We start from the raw sequence: 19,822 nt of genomic DNA, 5'->3' as shown, positions 1-19,822 counted from the left end.
AATTAGCGGTCCACATCTGACATAACAAAATCGATACTGCCCAGATAAACAATCAGGTCAGACACCAGGCTGCCGCGGATCGCCGCCGGAATTTGCTGCAAATGCGCATAACTTGGCGTACGGATACGGGTGCGATAACTCATGGTGCTACCGTCGCTGGTCAGGTAGTAACTATTGATCCCTTTAGTCGCCTCAATCATCTGGAAAGATTCATTGGCAGGCATCACCGGACCCCACGACACTTGCAGGAAGTGGGTGATCAGGGTTTCGATATGTTGCAGCGTGCGCTCTTTCGGCGGCGGTGTGGTCAGCGGGTGATCCGCTTTGAACGGGCCTTCCGGCATGTTGTTGAGGCACTGCTCAAGAATGCGCAGACTCTGGCGCAGCTCTTCCACTTTAAGCATTACGCGGGTGTAGCAGTCAGAAACACCACCACCCACCGGGATTTCAAAGTCGAAGTTTTCATAGCCAGAATAAGGACGCGCCTTACGCACGTCGAAGTCGATCCCGGTAGCACGCAGGCCCGCGCCAGTGGTGCCCCACTCCAGCGCCTCTTTCGCGCCATAGGCGGCAACGCCCTGGGAACGACCTTTCAGAATGGTGTTTTGCAGCGCCGCTTTCTCGTAAGACGCCAGACGTTTCGGCATCCAGTCGAGGAACTCACGCAGCAGACGATCCCAGCCACGCGGCAGGTCGTGCGCTACGCCGCCAATACGGAACCACGCCGGGTGCATACGGAAACCAGTGATTGCTTCCACCAGATCGTAAATTTTCTGCCGATCGGTAAAGGCAAAGAACACTGGCGTCATTGCGCCGACGTCCTGAATAAAGGTCGAGATATAGAGCAGGTGACTGTTGATGCGGAACAGTTCGGAGAGCATTACGCGAATGACGTTAACGCGATCCGGCACGGTGATCCCGGCCAGTTTCTCTACCGCCAGCACGTAAGGCATTTCGTTAACGCAGCCGCCGAGATATTCGATACGGTCGGTATACGGAATGTAGCTGTGCCAGGACTGGCGTTCGCCCATTTTCTCAGCACCACGGTGGTGGTAGCCGATGTCGGGTACGCAGTCGACAATCTCTTCGCCATCGAGTTGCAAAACGATACGGAAAGCCCCGTGCGCCGACGGGTGGTTCGGACCGAGGTTGAGGAACATGAAGTCCTCGTTTTCGGTGCCGCGCTTCATCCCCCACTCTTCTGGTTTGAAGGTCAGGGCTTCCATCTCCAGATCCTGTTTGGCTTTGGTCAGCTCAAACGGCGAGAATTCGGTAGCGCGCGCCGGGTAATCTTTACGCAGCGGGTGACCTTTCCAGGTTTGCGGCATCATGATGCGGCGCAGGTTCGGGTGACCGTCGAACGTAATGCCAAACAGATCCCAGGTTTCACGCTCATACCAGTTAGCGTTCGGGAACAGTTTGGTAAAGGTCGGTACGTGCAGGTCGTTTTCTGCCAGCGCCACCTTCAGCATGATGTCGCGGTTACGATCGATAGAAATCAGATGGTAGAAAACGGAAAAATCCGCGGCAGGTAACCCTTCGCGGTGTGTGCGCAGACGTTCGTCCATGCCGTGTAAGTCAAACAGCATGACGTAAGGTTTCGGCAGTTTCTTTAAGAAATCGCCCACTTCCAGTAATTGTTCACGCTTGATCCACACAACGGGAACCCCGGTGCGAGTCGCCTGAACAGTAAAGGCATCCGGCCCAAAACGGTTGCGCAGTTCGCCAATCACCGGATCATCAAGATGATCGCGGGTCTGCCAGGCGGGTTCTTGCGCGGTTAAGTCGGTCATATTGTTCACCATTGCAAATGGTCCGTGGTGACTGTCGGCGCAGTAAGCTTCGCGAAATAGATTTAGGAATAAGCGAAGAAAAATCCCTTTGCCGACAGGCGCAAATTAAATCTCGTCAGGTGTACGCAGGTTGGTTACGGCAATGCGTTCACCGCGCTTGCGTTCGCGCTCTGATTGCATATTGGCGCGATAAACGCCCTGATCGCCAACCACCCAGGAGAGCGGACGACGTTCTTTACCGATAGATTCCTGCAACAGCATCAGTGCCTGCATGTACGCTTCAGGACGCGGCGGGCAGCCCGGGATATACACATCAACCGGGATGAATTTATCGACGCCCTGCACAACGGAATAAATATCGTACATACCGCCGGAGTTGGCACAGGCACCCATTGAGATAACCCATTTTGGTTCCAGCATCTGGTCATAAAGACGCTGAATAACCGGTGCCATTTTTGTAAAGCAGGTTCCTGCCACCACCATCAGGTCAGCCTGACGCGGCGAAGCACGCAATACTTCTGCGCCAAAACGCGCCACGTCATGCACCGCGGTAAACGAAGTCACCATCTCAACGTAACAGCAGGAAAGACCGAAGTTATACGGCCAAATTGAGTTTTTACGACCCCAGTTAACCATGTCATTGAGCTTGCCCATAAACACGTTTTTGTTAACTTCTTGCTCCAGAGGGTCGGTTACGATCTCCTGCTTTTGCAGGGGGTAACGGTCGTTCTCACCGTTGGGATCTATGCGGGTGAGCGTATAATCCATCTTAATGCCTCGCGGTTAGCGTTGACGATTAGCGATACTGTTCGTTTCCGGGTTCATACGCTCGCGGCGTGAACGCGCGGGCGTCCAGTCCAGCGCGCCAATACGCACCAGATAAACCAGACCTGCCAGTAACACAAAAATAAAAATTGCAGCTTCCACAAAGCCTACCCAGCCGCTTTCGCGAATAGAGGTTGACCATGCGAACAGATACAGCGCTTCAACGTCGAAGATAACGAAGAACATGGCCACCAGATAAAACTTGGCGGACAGGCGTAAGCGGGCGGAGCCGACCGAGTCGATACCGGATTCAAACGGCACGTTTTTCGACCTCGCGCGTGCGCGACCGCCTAAAAACCAACCGCCTACCAGCATCAGGCAACACAGGCCAATGGCAACGATAAGAAAGATAGCGAATGCCCAGTGATGAGCGATGACTTCAGTGGATGTTGACATACTCATTGCTTACTCATCAAAAGTAGCGCCAGATTCACTGCTCTTCACGGCAGATGGACGCCACATCGATTCATGGGGAGGAATAAAAAAAACCTTACAACTACTGTAATAACAATTTTATACAGTGAATTGATGTGGTCTTTTACCCCTTTCTATAACCTTTTGTCAACTTTAACAAAAGTTTCTTCACATTAATTTACATAATACCAACAACCCTTGCATTTAATGCTCTTCATCCCAGATCATTGACGACTCCAGGAAAATTAGATGTTGTTGAATCGTGTCCGTTGTGAAGCAATGGAAAAAATACGGGCCTATTTTGACAGGAATTTGTGTCGATTCCTCCCCCTAAAAGAGAGTATTTTCTTGATCTGTGACACGCTTCTGTTAATCCATAACAAAAACACAGCAACAAGTTCACGTATTTTTTAACATTATTGTAGCAGGAGATTTTTATCAGGCGATTTTTTGTTCGCGCGTATAGAGAATGGAGGGCGATTGAAAAATGAACACATTTGTTCAAAATCAGGAAAAGTCGTCATCATTTATTGTAAAAAAAAGCCACTGACGTTCAAAAAAACATCAGTGGCTTGTTTTTACAAATGTGGTTACCTGGTACCAGGCAATTATTCGTAATCGCCTTCAATTAACAGAGAATCATCCCCTTCATGGGCTCCTGTCGCGCTGAACTGCCATGGATTCTGATAACTCTCCATAGCCTGATATATCACCTGGGCCAGTTCATTACCGCTGGACGGATCATAGCAGAGCAAATATTCGGTATCTGGCAGTGGTGGTAAACCGTCCACAGCACTCAAGACGCGCAGGTCCGGACTCATCATTTCAACCGGCCTGGCCGTTACACCCAAACCCGCTTTCACGGCAGCACGGACCGCCGGCAACGTGGAGGCGACATAAGCCAGACGCCATGGAATATCTGCTTTATTGAGTGTTGCCAGAACCATATCGCGGAACGGACTAGGATCATCCAGCAACACCAGAGGGATCGGCTCGCCTTTTTGCAATACGTATTCCGCAGCGCAATACCAGTGCGTTGGAGAAGTTCTCAGGTTCAACGCCTTAAAGGTATCAGGACGATTTGTGGTAACCATTAAATCCACTTCCTGGGACTTCAGCATATCTGCCATATAAGCATTACGCTTAACGCGGACATCCAGCGCAAGTTTCGGATAAACCGAACTCACGCGATTAAGCAGGAAAGGTAAGATCGTATCAGCAGATTCATCTGAAGCGCCGATTGTTAACACGCCCTGAAGATTACTGAACATCAATGATGAGCAAGCTTCATCATTAAAACGCAGGATCTTCCTGGCATAGCCAAGAAGCTGAATGCCATGTTCAGTTAACAGTTTGTTACGACCATGCCGAGCGAACAGTTCTTTCCCAACGAGTTGTTCAAGACGTTGCATTTGCTGACTAACAGCGGACTGAGTACGACACACGGCGGCAGCTGCGGCAGCAAAAGTGTTCAGATCGGCAACAGCAACAAATGTTCTCAGCAGATCGAGGTCGAGGTTAATTATCGGACGATTTGCACTTATCATATATTATCACTTACTGGCGGCTCATACTGAGCTGGTTAATGCTGTGCACACACAAACAAGCAATTCCATTTGTAATGTGCCTCCCTGGCAGTTTCATCCGGAAGTCTGGATGAAAGTTAAAATGCATATGAGTTGCACTAATAAGAACGACTCACATTGTTCCGTTATAATGCCTGAAGTAGTTCACAGAATATATCTTCAGGAATCGCATATCTATTAAGTTACTCACTCTTTTCTATTTATGACATGCGAGTGTTTGTGTAAATGTAAATGTTGATCCTTGTTCCACTACTAGCAAAGCGGCGCCAACCCAGCGTGAACACGCATAAGCGGCGATGATTTGTCTGCATCAAAAGTGGGGGTTCCGTCATTTAAGCGAGCATTTTACCCTAAAACCCATTTATTTATAAGGGCCATTGCGAATTATCTGATGCAAAGTTATGTTATGTTAGGCAAAGTAATCTTCTATTATTAATAAGCACAACAAAACCTTTTTGAATATTAAATAATAATTAATTAGCACACCCTGCATTCATTAATTACGCTTAACAATAGTTTCGCACGTCATCACCTATACGACACTTCGGCAATCACTACTCTGTTAATGTTTCACTTATAATGAAAATATCATGAATATGTTATGTTCGTGATTTCTTAAATCAAAGGAAATTCGCACATTTATCTACCAGACAAAAAACTATGCATTAGATTAATACTTAGAATAAATCACTACAAAACACAAATCATTAAGCATATGCATCTCAATATTTAACGATTATTAAGTTATTAACAGCACATTCCCTTCTTTTACTCTCGCAAAATCTTGTTCTGCAGAACTTCAAAACACCGCCTCGGGGGAGTACATTGTTCTAAGCTGACTTCCACGGCAGGGAGTGGCGATAACAGCAAAAAAGGTCAAGATTCATGTCACCCATTGAAAAATCCAGCAAGTTAGAGAATGTCTGTTATGACATCCGTGGTCCGGTGCTGAAAGAAGCAAAACGCCTGGAAGAAGAAGGTAACAAGGTATTGAAACTGAACATCGGCAACCCAGCCCCGTTCGGTTTTGACGCTCCTGATGAGATCCTGGTTGACGTGATACGCAACCTCCCGACCGCTCAGGGCTATTGTGATTCAAAAGGCCTCTACTCTGCGCGTAAAGCCATCATGCAGCACTATCAGGCGCGAGGCATGCGTGATGTTACCGTGGAAGACATTTACATCGGCAATGGTGTATCGGAGCTTATCGTTCAGGCAATGCAGGCCTTGCTGAACAGCGGGGATGAAATGTTGGTTCCTGCACCTGATTACCCACTATGGACCGCGGCGGTTTCGCTCTCCAGCGGTAAAGCGGTGCACTACCTTTGTGACGAGTCCTCTGACTGGTTTCCGGACCTTGATGATATTCGCGCTAAAATTACGCCTCGTACGCGCGGTATCGTTATTATCAACCCGAACAACCCTACCGGCGCGGTTTATTCCAAAGAGCTTTTAATGGAAATTGTGGAGATTGCGCGTCAGCATAATCTCATTATCTTCGCCGATGAAATTTACGACAAAATTCTCTACGACGACGCCGAGCATCACTCGATCGCGGCGATGGCGCCTGACCTGCTGACCATTACCTTTAACGGTCTGTCGAAAACGTATCGCGTGGCAGGCTTCCGTCAGGGCTGGATGGTGCTGAACGGGCCGAAAAAACACGCCAAAGGCTACATCGAAGGTCTGGAGATGCTGGCCTCAATGCGACTTTGCGCCAACGTTCCCGCACAACACGCGATTCAGACCGCATTGGGTGGCTATCAGAGTATCAGTGAATTTATCTTACCAGGCGGGCGTCTTTACGAGCAGCGTAATCGCGCATGGGAATTGATTAACGACATTCCAGGCGTTTCCTGCGTGAAGCCACGCGGCGCGCTGTACATGTTCCCAAAAATCGACGCCAAACGTTTTAATATTCACGACGACCAGAAGATGGTGCTGGACTTCCTGTTACAGGAAAAAGTTCTGCTGGTTCAGGGAACGGCTTTTAACTGGCCGTGGCCGGATCACTTCCGCATAGTTACGCTGCCGCGCGTTGATGATATCGAACTGTCATTAAGTAAATTCGCTCGTTTCCTTTCTGGCTATCATCAGCTGTAATCTTAAATTCACTGCCGGAGATTGCATCCGGCAGTGTTATCCCCCCACAATGATCTCATGAAGTCATCACACGCAAGGTCGTTATGAAGCAGAGCCATTTTTTTGCCCATCTCTCCCGTCTGAAACTCATTAACCGCTGGCCGTTAATGCGCAATGTACGGACAGAAAATGTGTCTGAGCACAGTTTGCAGGTGGCGATGGTCGCCCATGCGCTGGCTGCCATTAAAAACCGTAAGTTTGGCGGAAATGTCAACGCTGAACGCATCGCTCTGCTGGCGATGTACCACGATGCCTCTGAAGTGCTCACCGGCGATCTCCCTACCCCAGTGAAATATTTCAACTCGCAAATCGCTCAGGAATACAAAGCCATTGAAAAAATCGCCCAACAAAAGCTGGTCGATATGGTTCCGGAGGAGTTGCGGGATATTTTCGCGCCATTAATCGATGAAAATGCGTATAGCGATGAAGAAAAGTCGCTGGTGAAACAGGCTGATGCACTTTGTGCCTATCTGAAATGTCTGGAAGAGCTCGCAGCCGGAAATAATGAATTTTTGCTGGCAAAAACGCGGCTGGAAGCGACGCTTGAAGCGCGCCGCAGCCAGGAGATGGACTACTTCATTGAAGTCTTTGTTCCCAGCTTCCAACTATCGCTCGATGAGATTAGCCAGGATTCGCCGCTGTAAGCAGACAGATACCAGCCGACGCAGCCTGATAAGACGCGCCAGCGTCGCATCGGGCTCTCGTTAAAACGGAAACAGCATCGGAATCATCACCACGCAAACCGCCATCACAATAACGGTGAACGGTACTCCCAGCTTCACAAAATCACTAAAGCTGTAATTTCCCGGCCCTAAAACCAACGTGTTAACCGGCGAGGAAACTGGCGTCATAAAGGCGGCGGATGCTGCCATCGCCACCACCATGGCAAATGGATACGGCGAGACGCCCATTGTTTTCGCCGCGGCCAGCGCAATCGGCGCCATCAACACAGCCGTTGCCGTATTCGAAATAAACAAACCAATCACCGCCGACAAGACAAACAAACAGCCAAGCATTATATGCGGCCCGTAACCGCCGCCGATGTCCATTAACCCTTTCACCGCCAGCGCGACACCGCCTGTTTTCTGTAGCGCTACCGCGAACGGCATCATCCCAACGATCAAAATAATGCTCGGCCAGTGAATGGATTTATAGGCGCTTTCAGCATCGATACAGCGGAATTTCCCCATCAGCAGGCAGGCAATGATAGCCGCGATGGGATTAGGGATTTCATCAGTCAGCATTAACGCCACCATCAACACCAGACAGAAAATGGCATGGGGTGCCTGACTGTGCGCAGGCGATGCTTCACTCACTTCTTCCGGTAAGTTCAGCGCCACGAAGTCGCGGCCCTGTTTTGCCAACATACCGATAAGCTTCCAGTTACCGACGACCAGAATGATATCGCCCAGCAGCAGAGGCTCATCCGCCAGCGAACCTTCCAGCGCCACGCCGTTGCGTTTCAGGCCCACCACATTCAGTCCGTAGCGCGTACGAAAGCCAATTTCGCGCACCGATTTACCAATCAACTCAGACTCAGGAATTAATGAAATCTCCGCCATGCCAACATCAAGGGCTTGATCGGAAAAATACTCGCCGCGCAGCACCATCGGTTCCAGCAATTGTTCACTACAAAATTGTCGGAGATCGACATCAGCCGCAGACATATCAATAAGCAAAACGTCACGCGCCCGGAATTCAGAAACCCCGTTCACGTTCACAATAACGCGACGAAAACGCCGCCAGCGTTCAACACCGATGACGTTAGCGCCATAACGTTCACGTAATTTGAGATCGTCCAGTCGCTGGCCAATCATCGGCGAACCGGGACGAATGGCCAGGCGACGCGCGCGCCCGGTAAGTCGGTATTCACGGATAAGATCGCGGAAGGTACGACGCGTCCAGCCTTCGCGCGGCGGGGTCTGGGCATCCCCTTTCAGCATGAAACGCATCACTAACATATACAAGATGCCCAGCACCAGTACGACCAGGCCGATGGGGGTTACGCTAAAGAAACTAAAACCATGATAGCCTTCACGCAGCAATTCACTGTTAATCACCAGGTTAGGTGGCGTTGCCACCAGCGTCATCATGCCGCTGATCAGCCCGGCAAAACTCAACGGCATCATCAGGCGCGACGGCGACGTTTGCATGCGCATAGCGACGCTTAACACCACAGGGATAAAGATAGCGACGACGCCCGTTGAACTCATAAACGCGCCAAGGCCCGCAACGGTCAGCATCAACAAAACCAACATTTTGATTTCACTGTTGCCTGCCACTTTAACCAGCCATGTCCCCATTACAGTGGCGACACCCGTGCGGACTAAACCATCGCCAATAATAAACAAGGCGGCGATCAGTACCACGTTAGGATCGGAAAAACCGGAAAACACTTCAGGGACGGTCAGCGTACCGCTTAATGCAAACGCAACAATGACAAACAAAGCGACCGCATCCATACGCACTCTGCCAGTCGCAAACAAGACGATGGCAACCGCCAGTAATGAAAGAACCCAGATCAATTCACCGTTCACAACGTATCCTTGTTAATTGAGGGGGATGGCCTGATTCTGCCACAAAAAAGCCCCGTCGGGACGGGGCTAAATCATGATCTGGCGTTTCACGCAATAATAACGTCACCATTTGGCTGTTTGATCACAGTAATTTGTTCCAGACTATGGAGGACCAAATCTACCTCATTCAGACGCGGCGTCTCAGTCGGCGCATTGACTGCGATAACCTTGCAACCCGCCGCCAGGCCAGAAAGCACACCAGCGGGCGCATCCTCTACCACCACGCATTCCTGCGGCGCAAGGCCCAACAGTTGTGCACCTAACAGATATGCATCCGGCTCTGGTTTTCCACGTTTAACCCGCTCTGCGGTAACAAACACTTCCGGCGCGGGAAGTCCGGCGACTTTGTGACGTGCTCGCGCAACAGGCATGGAACCAGAAGTGACAATGGCCCACGGAATCCCCGCTTTATTCAAATGATTGAGTAAAACTATCGCCCCTGGGAGTGCGGTAATACCTTCGGTTTCCGTGGCCTCGATTTGTTCCAGACGGGTAAACTCGGCGGCAATTTCCGTCTCCGATTTGCCCATCATGAAATGGCGCAGAGACGTAATCGCCTGTTTACCATGAATAAACGCCAGCACATCTTCCGGTGCTAGCCCATGACGTCTGGCCCAGTTGCTCCACGCCCGCTCTACCGCGGGCAGAGAATCCACCAGCGTTCCATCCAGATCAAACAGAAAACCTTTACACCGCACGCGGGCCTCCTCAGGCGTTGATGATTTGGTTAATTTCGTTAGCGCTCAGGTGATACTGACGCGGGCAGGCATGCCAGACATTCAACATGCGCAGATATTTCTCCCACATTGGCGTCTGGGCATTAAAACCGTGAGTTCCGGCATCAAAATGGGTGTAACGCCCTTCAACGTTAACCATAAAGCGGACATAACCGAGATAACGTGCTTCGGTAGCAGCGTCAAAGCCGAGGAAGGTGACACGACGTTCATCGATGGATTGCTGGTCCTGTAAATTAGACCAGGAAACATGCAGCGCGTGATACATCTCCATAATGTCGATGATAGTGCGGCAGGTTTCTTCTTTCAGCTCGCCAAACTCGCGATCCAGTTCACGCATTTGTAAACCATAACCACGCTCAATGATTGTTTGCAGGCGACGGTAACGTTCAGCATTTGCCGGATCGAGCATAGTCATCATTTTGTACTGGTTAGACAAAATAAGACGTTGCGCGTTGGTCATTTCCATTGTTGACTCCTGTATCACTCTACTACGGTGAAAAAAAAGAAGGCCGATGTCTGCCTTCTTTTATATGCGTAATCAGGGGTCAATTACAAATCATCAAGGAAAGTTTTATCCAGTTGTTTGAAGGCGCGCTTAAGCGTGTCAGCTAATGCCTGGTAATCTGGCTTGCCTTCAACAGGTGCCAGCACCTGTCCAGACTCCTGCAATTTACCGCGAACTTCATAAAACCAGTTGAGGATTGCAGGTGGTAATGGCGTTACAGAACGCTTGCCCAGCCACCACAGTCCCTGCATGGGTAAGCTTAGGGCGAACAACGCAGTGGCGACTGCCGGACCAAGCTGACCGCCCAGCGCAATCTGCCAGCAGAGAGTAAACACGGCGATCGGCGGCATAAAGCGGATCGCATAGCGCGTCATCTTAATGACTCGATTCTCAACAAAGACCGGGGCAAGGCGTTTTTCCAGCGGCCACGTCTTTGAGTAATGCTGTCCCCGGCGAAACAAGCTAAAAAAATTAACAGAACGATTATCCGGCGTTGACATGCTTCACCTCAACTTCACATATAAAGATTCAAAAATTTGTGCAAATTCACAACTCAGCGGGACAACGTTCAAAACATTTTGTCTTCCATACCCACAATCAGGTATCCTTTAGCAGCCTGAAATGGCCGAGTAGTACATATTCATTGAGTCGTCAAATTCATAAACATTATGCCATTGGCTGAAAATTACGCAAAATGGCATAGACTCAAGATATTTCTTCCATCATGCAAAAAAAATTTGCAGTGCATGATGTTAATCATAAATGTCGGTGTCATCATGCGCTACGCTCTATGGCTCCCTGACGTTTTTTTAGCCACGTATCAATTATAGGTACTTCCATGTCGAGTAAGTTAGTACTGGTTCTGAACTGCGGTAGTTCTTCACTGAAATTTGCAATCATCGATGCAGCGAATGGTGAAGAGTACCTTTCTGGTTTAGCCGAATGTTTCCACCTGCCCGAAGCACGTATCAAATGGAAAATGGACGGCAATAAACAAGAAGCGGCTTTAGGTGCAGGCGCCGCTCACAGCGAAGCGCTCAACTTTATCGTTAATACTATTCTGGCACAAAAACCAGAACTGTCTGCGCAGCTGACCGCTATCGGTCACCGTATCGTACACGGCGGTGAGAAGTATACCAGCTCCGTAGTGATCGACGAGTCTGTTATTCAGGGTATCAAAGATGCAGCTTCTTTTGCACCGCTGCACAACCCGGCTCACCTGATCGGTATCGAAGAAGCACTGAAATCTTTCCCGCAGTTGAAAGATAAAAACGTTGCTGTATTTGACACGGCGTTCCACCAGACTATGCCGGAAGAGTCTTACCTCTACGCCCTGCCGTACAACCTGTACAAAGAGCACGGCATCCGTCGTTATGGCGCGCACGGCACCAGCCACTTCTATGTAACTCAGGAAGCGGCAAAAATGCTGAACAAACCGGTAGAAGAACTGAACATCATCACCTGTCACCTGGGCAACGGTGGTTCCGTTTCTGCTATCCGTAACGGCAAATGCGTTGATACCTCTATGGGTCTGACTCCGCTGGAAGGCCTGGTAATGGGTACTCGTTCTGGTGACATCGATCCGGCGATCATTTTCCACCTGCACGACACCCTCGGCATGAGCGTTGATGCCATCAACAAACTGCTGACCAAAGAGTCTGGCCTGCTGGGTCTGACCGAAGTGACCAGCGACTGCCGCTATGTTGAAGATAACTACGCGACGAAAGAAGACGCGAAGCGCGCAATGGACGTTTACTGCCACCGCCTGGCGAAATACATCGGTGCATACACCGCGCTGATGGATGGTCGTCTGGACGCTGTTGTATTCACCGGTGGTATCGGTGAAAACGCAGCGATGGTTCGTGAACTGTCTCTGGGCAAACTGGGCGTGCTGGGCTTTGAAGTTGATCGCGAACGCAACCTGGCTGCACGTTTCGGCAAATCTGGTTTCATCAACAAAGAAGGTACCCGTCCTGCGGTGGTTATCCCAACCAACGAAGAACTGGTTATCGCGCAAGACGCGAGCCGCCTGACTGCCTGATTTCACACCGCCAGCCCAGCTGGCGGTGCTGTTTTGTAACCCGCCAACCGGCGGTAACGAAAGAGGATAAACCGTGTCCCGTATTATTATGCTGATCCCTACCGGAACCAGCGTCGGTCTGACCAGCGTCAGCCTCGGCGTGATCCGTGCAATGGAACGCAAAGGCGTTCGTCTGAGCGTTTTCAAACCTATTGCTCAGCCGCGTACCGGTGGCGATGCGCCCGATCAGACAACAACTATAGTGCGTGCGAGCTCTTCCACCACGACAGCCGCCGAACCGCTGAAAATGAGCTACGTTGAAGGTCTGCTTTCCAGCAATAAAAAAGATGTGCTGATGGAAGAGATCGTCGCGAACTACCACGCTAACACCAAAGACGCTGAAGTGGTTCTGGTTGAAGGTCTGGTACCGACACGTAAACACCAGTTTGCCCAGTCTCTGAACTACGAAATCGCCAAAACGCTGAACGCGGAAATCGTCTTCGTTATGTCTCAGGGTACTGACACCCCGGAACAGCTGAAAGAGCGTATCGAACTGACTCGTAACAGCTTCGGTGGTGCCAAAAACACCAACATCACTGGCGTTATCGTTAACAAACTGAACGCACCGGTTGATGAACAGGGCCGTACTCGCCCGGATCTGTCCGAGATTTTCGACGACTCTTCCAAAGCTAAAATCAACAATGTTGATCCAGCGAAGCTGCAAGAATCCAGCCCGCTGCCGGTTCTCGGCGCTGTGCCGTGGAGCTTTGATCTGATCGCGACTCGTGCTATCGATATGGCACGCCACCTGAATGCCACCATCATCAACGAAGGCGACATCAACACTCGCCGCGTGAAATCTGTAACTTTCTGTGCACGCAGCATTCCGCACATGCTGGAGCACTTCCGTGCAGGTTCTCTGCTGGTAACTTCCGCAGACCGTCCTGACGTACTGGTTGCCGCTTGCCTTGCTGCAATGAACGGCGTAGAAATCGGCGCCCTGCTGCTGACTGGCGGCTATGAAATGGACGCGCGCATTTCTAAACTGTGCGAACGCGCTTTCGCCACCGGCCTGCCGGTATTCATGGTGAACACCAACACCTGGCAGACTTCTCTGAGCCTGCAGAGCTTCAACCTGGAAGTTCCGGTTGACGATCACGAGCGCATTGAGAAAGTTCAGGAATACGTTGCTAACTACATCAACGCTGACTGGATTGACTCTCTGACTGCCACTTCCGAGCGCAGCCGTCGTCTGTCTCCGCCTGCGTTCCGTTATCAGCTGACCGAACTGGCGCGCAAAGCGGGCAAACGTATCGTTCTGCCGGAAGGCGACGAACCGCGTACCGTTAAAGCAGCCGCCATCTGTGCTGAACGTGGTATCGCAACTTGCGTACTGTTGGGTAACCCGGCAGAGATCAACCGAGTTGCAGCGTCTCAAGGCGTAGAACTGGGCGCAGGCATTGAAATCGTTGATCCGGAAGTGGTTCGCGAAAAATATGTTGCTCGTCTGGTCGAACTGCGTAAGAACAAAGGCATGACCGAAACCGTTGCCCGCGAACAGCTGGAAGACAACGTGGTTCTCGGTACCCTGATGCTGGAACAGGATGAAGTTGATGGCCTGGTTTCCGGTGCTGTTCACACCACCGCAAACACCATCCGTCCGCCGCTGCAGCTGATCAAAACTGCACCGGGTAGCTCTCTGGTATCTTCCGTGTTCTTCATGCTGCTGCCGGAACAGGTTTACGTTTACGGTGACTGTGCGATCAACCCGGATCCGACCGCAGAACAGCTGGCTGAAATCGCCATCCAGTCCGCGGATTCCGCCGCAGCCTTCGGTATCGAACCGCGTGTGGCTATGCTCTCCTACTCCACCGGTACTTCTGGTGCAGGTAGCGACGTAGAGAAAGTTCGCGAAGCAACTCGTCTGGCGCAGGAAAAACGTCCTGACCTGATGATCGACGGCCCGCTGCAGTACGACGCTGCGGTAATGGCTGACGTTGCGAAATCTAAAGCGCCGAACTCTCCGGTTGCAGGTCGCGCTACCGTGTTCATCTTCCCGGATCTGAACACCGGTAACACCACCTACAAAGCGGTACAGCGTTCTGCCGACCTGATCTCCATCGGGCCGATGCTGCAGGGTATGCGCAAGCCGGTTAACGACCTGTCCCGTGGCGCACTGGTTGACGATATCGTCTACACCATCGCGCTGACTGCGATTCAGTCTGCACAGCAGCAGTAATCTCGTCATAATCCGCAGCCTTACTGCTGCGGATATCAGAACCGGAAATAGCCACTATTTCCGGTTTTTTATTCTCTTAATTTGCATTACTCCTTTCTGATTATCTTGCTTAACTGCGCTGCATCAATGAATTGCGTCATCTCACTTTGCATACTTACCACTTTGTCTTGTGCAAGGGAAAATTTGCGCTATGTCAGCAATCACTGAATCCAAACCAACCAGAAGATGGGCAATGCCCGATACTCTGGTGATTATCTTTTTTGTTGCTATTTTAACCAGTCTCGCCACCTGGGTTGTTCCGGTGGGAATGTTTGACAGTCAGGAAGTGCAATATCAGGTTGATGGTCAGACAAAAACACGCAAGGTTGTAGACCCTCACTCATTTCGCATTCTGACCAACGAGGCGGGCGAACCAGAGTATCACCGCGTACAACTGTTCTCGACGGGCGATGAACGTCCCGGCCTGATGAACTTCCCGTTTGAAGGGCTAACCTCTGGTTCGAAATATGGGACCGCCGTTGGCATCATCATGTTTATGCTGGTGATTGGCGGCGCGTTTGGCATCGTGATGCGTACAGGAACTATTGATAACGGCATCCTGGCGCTTATCCGCCACACACGAGGGAATGAAATTCTTTTCATTCCGGCGTTATTTATTCTCTTTTCACTCGGCGGTGCGGTATTTGGCATGGGAGAAGAGGCAGTCGCCTTTGCCATCATCATCGCGCCACTCATGGTACGGCTAGGTTATGACAGTATCACCACCGTCCTGGTAACCTATATCGCTACGCAAATCGGTTTTGCCAGCTCGTGGATGAACCCGTTCTGCGTGGTCGTCGCCCAGGGGATCGCTGGTGTTCCGGTGCTTTCTGGCTCCGGTTTGCGCATCGTGGTATGGGTAATCTCTACTCTGATTGGCCTGGTCTTCACCATGGTGTACGCCTCACGGGTGAAAAAGAATCCTCTGTTGTCACGCGTTCATGAGTCCGATCGTTTCTTCCGCGAAAAACAGGCGGATGTCGAACAGCGCCCATTTACCTTTGGTGACTGGCTGGTATTAATTGTTTTAACCGCCGTCATGATCTGGGTGATTTGGGGCGTTATTGTCAATGCCTGGTTTATTCCTGAAATTGCCAGCCAGTTCTTCGCTATGGGTCTGGTAATTGGCATCATCGGCGTTGTCTTCCGTCTGAATGGTATGACGGTAAACACCATGGCTTCATCATTTACCGAAGGCGCGCGAATGATGATAGCCCCCGCCCTGCTGGTTGGTTTCGCCAAAGGGATTTTGCTGCTGGTAGGTAACGGCGAAGCCGGTGATGCCAGCGTACTGAATACCATCCTCAACAGCATTGCCAATGCCATTAGCGGTCTTGATAACGCGGTCGCGGCGTGGTTTATGCTGCTCTTCCAGGCGGTATTTAATTTCTTCGTGACATCCGGTTCTGGCCAGGCCGCATTAACCATGCCGTTACTGGCACCGCTTGGCGATCTGGTCGGCGTTAACCGTCAGGTTACCGTGCTGGCCTTCCAGTTTGGCGATGGCTTCAGTCATATCATTTACCCGACCTCGGCTTCGTTAATGGCCACGCTCGGTGTTTGCCGGGTGGACTTCCGTAACTGGATAAAAGTGGGGGCAACACTGCTTGGGCTGCTGTTTATTATGTCCAGCGTGGTGGTGATAGGCGCCCAGTTGATGGGCTACCATTAAAAACGTTAAGAGCCGCGATTGCGGCTCTTAGATTGATGACAACGGAAAAATTGCCTGATGCGCTACGCTTATCATGCCTACATGGCCCATGCAATATATTGAATTTGCAATATTTTGTAGGCCGGATAAGGCATTTACGCCGCATCCGGCATAAACAAAGCGCACTTTGTCTACAACCTGAGAGCCGCAACTGCGGCTCTTTTTTCATTCTGCCGTTTCAGTCTCTACGGCTTCATTGTTGGCATTGCGCTTCATCCACAACGCCAAAGCTTTTAGCGAGTCTGGTGTGAACTCATCGCAACGCGCGGTGATTTCTTCTGGCGTCAGCCAGCAGACCTCGCTGACTTCATCTTCCTGAAGGGCGAAAGGGCCGTGAGAAACACAGCTGAACAACGCGCCCCAGACACGGCAATTTTTATCTTCGAAATAGAACTGCCCGTGCTCGGCAAAGGGGACACCGGCAATGCCCAACTCTTCTTCCGCTTCGCGACGTGCGGATTCCAGCAGTTGTTCATCAGCCTGGACCACACCACCAGCAGTAGCATCTAACATGCCGGGTAAAAAGTCTTTTGTCTCGGTACGACGCTGGACCAGAATTTTGCCCATACCATCATGCACGACGATGTAAGTTGCACGATGACGCAGACACTGTGCCCGCATTTGTTCCCGGCTGGCTTGTGCAATGACTTCGTTATCTTCATTGACAATATCCACCCATTCAGTACTTGCCAAACGACGCTGTTCCATTATCAGGAAACCTTCTTTTTCTGGCGCTCTTACGGCGCATTTTGAGTTGTTGGGTAAATTACGGATTAATCGCGACCTGCGCAATGATACTTTGATCATTGAGTGCGATTACGCTTAGTACGTCATCTTCGAGCATGCCGTAGCTCGCCAGATTGCCGCCTTTCGGAATGCTAACCGAACCGGGGTTGAAGTGGAAAATCTCCCCCCGCTGCTCCGCCACCGGCAGATGGGTATGACCATACACCAGCACGTCGTTCTGGTTTAACGCCGGCAGATTATCCGGGCCAAACAGATGCCCATGTGTCAGAAACAGGCGCTGTTTTTCCAGCAACACCTGTTGCCATGGCGCGGTCATTGGGAAATGCAGCAGCATTTGGTCCACTTCACTGTCGCAGTTGCCACGTACAGCGATGACTTTATGCGCCACTTCATTCAAGCGTTCCGCCACCTTAGCCGGCGCATAGCCCTCCGGTAAAGCATTGCGTGGGCCGTGATTCAACACGTCGCCAAGAATCACCAGCCACTGCGCGCCGCTTTGGGCAAACAACTCCAGTACACGTTCCGTCGCCGGTAACGACCCATGAATGTCCGATGCAAACATCAGTTTCATCACTCACTCCTCGTCGAAAAAACGTAAGCTATGATACTGGATTCTGTCGCTGCTATCAGCCAGATTGCTTTGCTGAAAGTGCAATAAAACGCTGAACTGAAGCCCGCTGCCACTGGAATGCCGCATAATCCACCATACGCTCCGGCACCTCATCGCCGTGCAGCACCAGACGATTAATCATTAGCGCTAAATCAGTGTCGGCAATGCACCACTCGCCAAACAAATTAGGCTGGTTATGCGTCAGTAAATGTTCTGCCATTGCGAACAATTTCTGCGCGCTGGCTTTTCCCTCCGCCGTTAGCGGTGCTTTTTTTGCGCCAGCAAAAACGACATCCGTCGAACGCTCTTCACGCAGAGGCATCAGGTCGCTCCGCAGCCATGCCTGAATCTGCCGTGCACGCGCCCGGTTTTGCAGATCCAATGGATAAATGCGTTCCCAGGTCGGCGGCGCAAAACGGTCTTCCAGATATTCTGCTATGGCAGAGGATTCACTCAACTCAAAATCATCAATCTGTAACAAAGGCACGCGGCGTGTCTGCCCGTAACCTTGCCACGTCGGCTGTAAATGTTCACCGCTGTCAAGGTCGATAGTCTTTATATGAAAAGGTAGTCCTTTCTCCTGCAACGCCACCCAGGCAGATAACACGTAGGGGGAGAAAAAATGGGCATCTGACCAAAGCGTGATAGCGGGTTTACTCATTATATCCTCGGCGATAAAGGGGCTTGCTCTCAAACTATAGAGCCTTTTTGCCACGGTTACTTGATGAAAACTCACGCGAGTCTCCGGGGTTTCTATACTTGAGATGTTCAGATTATTAGACAACCGGAGCTGCAATGATCGATCTCTATTACGCCCCTACCCCAAATGGCCACAAAATTACGCTGTTTCTCGAAGAGGCTGGTCTGGAATATCGTTTAATCAAGGTTGACCTGGGGAAAGGCAGTCAGTTTCGCCCGGAGTTTTTGCGCATATCGCCGAACAATAAGATTCCGGCAATTGTTGATCATTCACCGACTGATGGCGGCGAACCGTTAAACCTCTTTGAGTCAGGTGCAATTTTGTTGTATCTGGCAGAGAAAACGGGACTATTTTTAAGTCACGACCCGCGTGAGCGCGCCACCACCTTACAATGGTTATTCTGGCAGGTTGGCGGCCTGGGGCCAATGCTCGGACAGAATCATCATTTTAATCATGCTGCGCCACAGACTATTCCTTACGCTATTGAACGTTATCAGGTTGAAACCCAGCGTCTGTATCAGGTACTCAATAAGCGCCTGGAAAACGCCCCCTGGCTTGGCGGCGAAGATTACAGCATTGCGGATATTGCCTGTTGGCCGTGGGTAAATGCATATGCTCGCCAGCGAATTGACCTTGCTATGTACCCGGCAGCGAAGAACTGGCATGAGCGGATCCGTTCGCGCCCTGCCACCGGGCAATCACTATTAAAGGCTCAATTGAATGATGAGATCTCAGATAGTTAACTGAGAAAGGTTCTCGTGTATTATTCCAGTCTAAGTAAAACAACAGGGAACCTGCAATGTCACAACCTGCCGCTATTATTCGTATAAAGAACCTTCGTTTACGTACATTTATCGGAATTAAGGACGAAGAGATTAACAACCGTCAGGATATCGTTATCAATGTCACGATCCACTACCCCGCCGATAAAGCGCGTACCAGTGAAGATATTAATGACGCGCTGAACTATCGCACCGTCACCAAAAACATCATTCAACACGTGGAGAATAACCGTTTCTCTTTGCTGGAAAAATTAACTCAGGATGTGCTCGATATCGCACGTGAACATCACTGGGTAACCTATGCTGAAGTGGAGATCGATAAACTGCACGCGCTGCGCTACGCCGATTCGGTATCAATGACCTTGAGCTGGCAGCGTTAACCGCCATATCGGGAGG

General features: G+C 50.6%; 18 protein-coding genes. 7 read left to right on the top strand and 11 right to left on the bottom strand.

Going from position 1 to position 19,822, the window contains the following annotated elements:
- Positions 1-2: 2 nt before the first annotated feature.
- The 4 genes from nuoC to lrhA all read right to left on the bottom strand — a co-directional run bounded on the left by nuoC (position 3) and on the right by lrhA (position 4,579).
- A complete protein-coding gene (gene nuoC / locus FEK42_RS00970; protein WP_000247878.1) occupies positions 3-1,805 on the bottom strand; it encodes an NADH-quinone oxidoreductase subunit C/D in 1,803 nt (600 codons plus the stop codon).
- Positions 1,806-1,898: 93 nt separating this feature from the next.
- Complete coding sequence (nuoB, locus tag FEK42_RS00965) at positions 1,899-2,561, bottom strand: NADH-quinone oxidoreductase subunit NuoB (RefSeq protein WP_000386733.1); 663 nt, start codon at positions 2,559-2,561, stop codon at positions 1,899-1,901.
- 15 nt (positions 2,562-2,576) lie between these two features.
- Positions 2,577-3,020: an NADH-quinone oxidoreductase subunit NuoA gene (gene nuoA, locus FEK42_RS00960; RefSeq protein ID WP_000062997.1), complete on the bottom strand. Its 444-nt coding sequence runs from the start codon at positions 3,018-3,020 to the stop codon at positions 2,577-2,579.
- A gap of 620 nt (positions 3,021-3,640) precedes the next feature.
- Positions 3,641-4,579: a transcriptional regulator LrhA gene (gene lrhA / locus FEK42_RS00955; RefSeq protein WP_130207219.1), complete on the bottom strand. Its 939-nt coding sequence runs from the start codon at positions 4,577-4,579 to the stop codon at positions 3,641-3,643.
- Positions 4,580-5,503: 924 nt separating this feature from the next.
- Here lrhA and alaA point away from each other — a divergent pair.
- Together alaA and yfbR are read left to right on the top strand one after the other, a co-directional pair.
- Entirely contained in the window at positions 5,504-6,721 is a 1,218-nt protein-coding gene (gene alaA, locus FEK42_RS00950; RefSeq protein WP_064526608.1) for an alanine transaminase AlaA, read from the top strand.
- An 83-nt stretch (positions 6,722-6,804) separates the two neighbouring features.
- Positions 6,805-7,404, top strand: a complete 600-nt coding sequence (yfbR, locus tag FEK42_RS00945; RefSeq protein WP_130207221.1) for a 5'-deoxynucleotidase — start codon at positions 6,805-6,807, stop codon at positions 7,402-7,404.
- Between the two features lie 60 nt (positions 7,405-7,464).
- Here yfbR and FEK42_RS00940 read toward each other — a convergent pair whose 3' ends face one another.
- The 4 genes from FEK42_RS00940 to yfbV form a co-directional block, all read right to left on the bottom strand.
- Positions 7,465-9,297, bottom strand: a complete 1,833-nt coding sequence (locus tag FEK42_RS00940) for an SLC13 family permease (protein ID WP_135492848.1) — start codon at positions 9,295-9,297, stop codon at positions 7,465-7,467.
- Between the two features lie 86 nt (positions 9,298-9,383).
- Positions 9,384-10,034 carry a hexitol phosphatase HxpA gene (gene hxpA / locus FEK42_RS00935; RefSeq protein WP_135492849.1) on the bottom strand — a complete coding sequence of 217 codons (651 nt, stop codon included), beginning with the start codon at positions 10,032-10,034 and terminating at the stop codon, positions 9,384-9,386.
- Between the two features lie 10 nt (positions 10,035-10,044).
- Complete coding sequence (locus tag FEK42_RS00930; RefSeq protein ID WP_064526599.1) at positions 10,045-10,539, bottom strand: YfbU family protein; 495 nt, start codon at positions 10,537-10,539, stop codon at positions 10,045-10,047.
- 83 nt (positions 10,540-10,622) lie between these two features.
- Positions 10,623-11,078: a terminus macrodomain insulation protein YfbV gene (gene yfbV, locus FEK42_RS00925; protein WP_000106627.1), complete on the bottom strand. Its 456-nt coding sequence runs from the start codon at positions 11,076-11,078 to the stop codon at positions 10,623-10,625.
- Between the two features lie 338 nt (positions 11,079-11,416).
- On the opposite strand from yfbV, the gene ackA reads away from it, so the two are divergent.
- The 3 genes from ackA to yfcC all read left to right on the top strand — a co-directional run bounded on the left by ackA (position 11,417) and on the right by yfcC (position 16,548).
- Complete coding sequence (gene ackA, locus FEK42_RS00920; RefSeq protein ID WP_130207228.1) at positions 11,417-12,619, top strand: acetate kinase; 1,203 nt, start codon at positions 11,417-11,419, stop codon at positions 12,617-12,619.
- A gap of 73 nt (positions 12,620-12,692) precedes the next feature.
- Positions 12,693-14,837, top strand: coding sequence for a phosphate acetyltransferase (gene pta / locus FEK42_RS00915; protein ID WP_130207230.1), 2,145 nt, complete (start codon positions 12,693-12,695; stop codon positions 14,835-14,837).
- 190 nt (positions 14,838-15,027) lie between these two features.
- Positions 15,028-16,548: a putative basic amino acid antiporter YfcC gene (yfcC, locus tag FEK42_RS00910; RefSeq protein ID WP_130207232.1), complete on the top strand. Its 1,521-nt coding sequence runs from the start codon at positions 15,028-15,030 to the stop codon at positions 16,546-16,548.
- Positions 16,549-16,752: 204 nt separating this feature from the next.
- On the opposite strand, the gene yfcD is transcribed toward yfcC, so the two are convergent.
- The 3 genes from yfcD to yfcF are packed head-to-tail and all read right to left on the bottom strand — an operon-like array spanning position 16,753 to position 18,605.
- Positions 16,753-17,295 carry an NUDIX hydrolase YfcD gene (yfcD, locus tag FEK42_RS00905; protein WP_130207234.1) on the bottom strand — a complete coding sequence of 181 codons (543 nt, stop codon included), beginning with the start codon at positions 17,293-17,295 and terminating at the stop codon, positions 16,753-16,755.
- Between the two features lie 58 nt (positions 17,296-17,353).
- Positions 17,354-17,905 carry a phosphodiesterase gene (gene yfcE / locus FEK42_RS00900; RefSeq protein WP_064526570.1) on the bottom strand — a complete coding sequence of 184 codons (552 nt, stop codon included), beginning with the start codon at positions 17,903-17,905 and terminating at the stop codon, positions 17,354-17,356.
- A gap of 55 nt (positions 17,906-17,960) precedes the next feature.
- The gene (gene yfcF, locus FEK42_RS00895; protein WP_130207236.1) at positions 17,961-18,605 is read right to left on the bottom strand and encodes a glutathione transferase; all 645 of its coding nucleotides are present in this window, start codon (positions 18,603-18,605) and stop codon (positions 17,961-17,963) included.
- Positions 18,606-18,739: 134 nt separating this feature from the next.
- Between yfcF and yfcG the strand changes: the two genes are divergently transcribed.
- Together yfcG and folX are read left to right on the top strand one after the other, a co-directional pair.
- Positions 18,740-19,387, top strand: coding sequence for a GSH-dependent disulfide bond oxidoreductase (gene yfcG / locus FEK42_RS00890; protein ID WP_135492850.1), 648 nt, complete (start codon positions 18,740-18,742; stop codon positions 19,385-19,387).
- A 56-nt stretch (positions 19,388-19,443) separates the two neighbouring features.
- Positions 19,444-19,806 (top strand): dihydroneopterin triphosphate 2'-epimerase, encoded by a 363-nt coding sequence (gene folX / locus FEK42_RS00885; protein ID WP_130207240.1) that lies wholly within the window; start codon positions 19,444-19,446, stop codon positions 19,804-19,806.
- Positions 19,807-19,822 lie beyond the last annotated feature (16 nt).

Source organism: Escherichia sp. E2748, assembly GCF_005781125.1.
Classification (GTDB): domain Bacteria; phylum Pseudomonadota; class Gammaproteobacteria; order Enterobacterales; family Enterobacteriaceae; genus Escherichia.
This window is presented reverse-complemented; position numbering and strand designations above follow the sequence as displayed.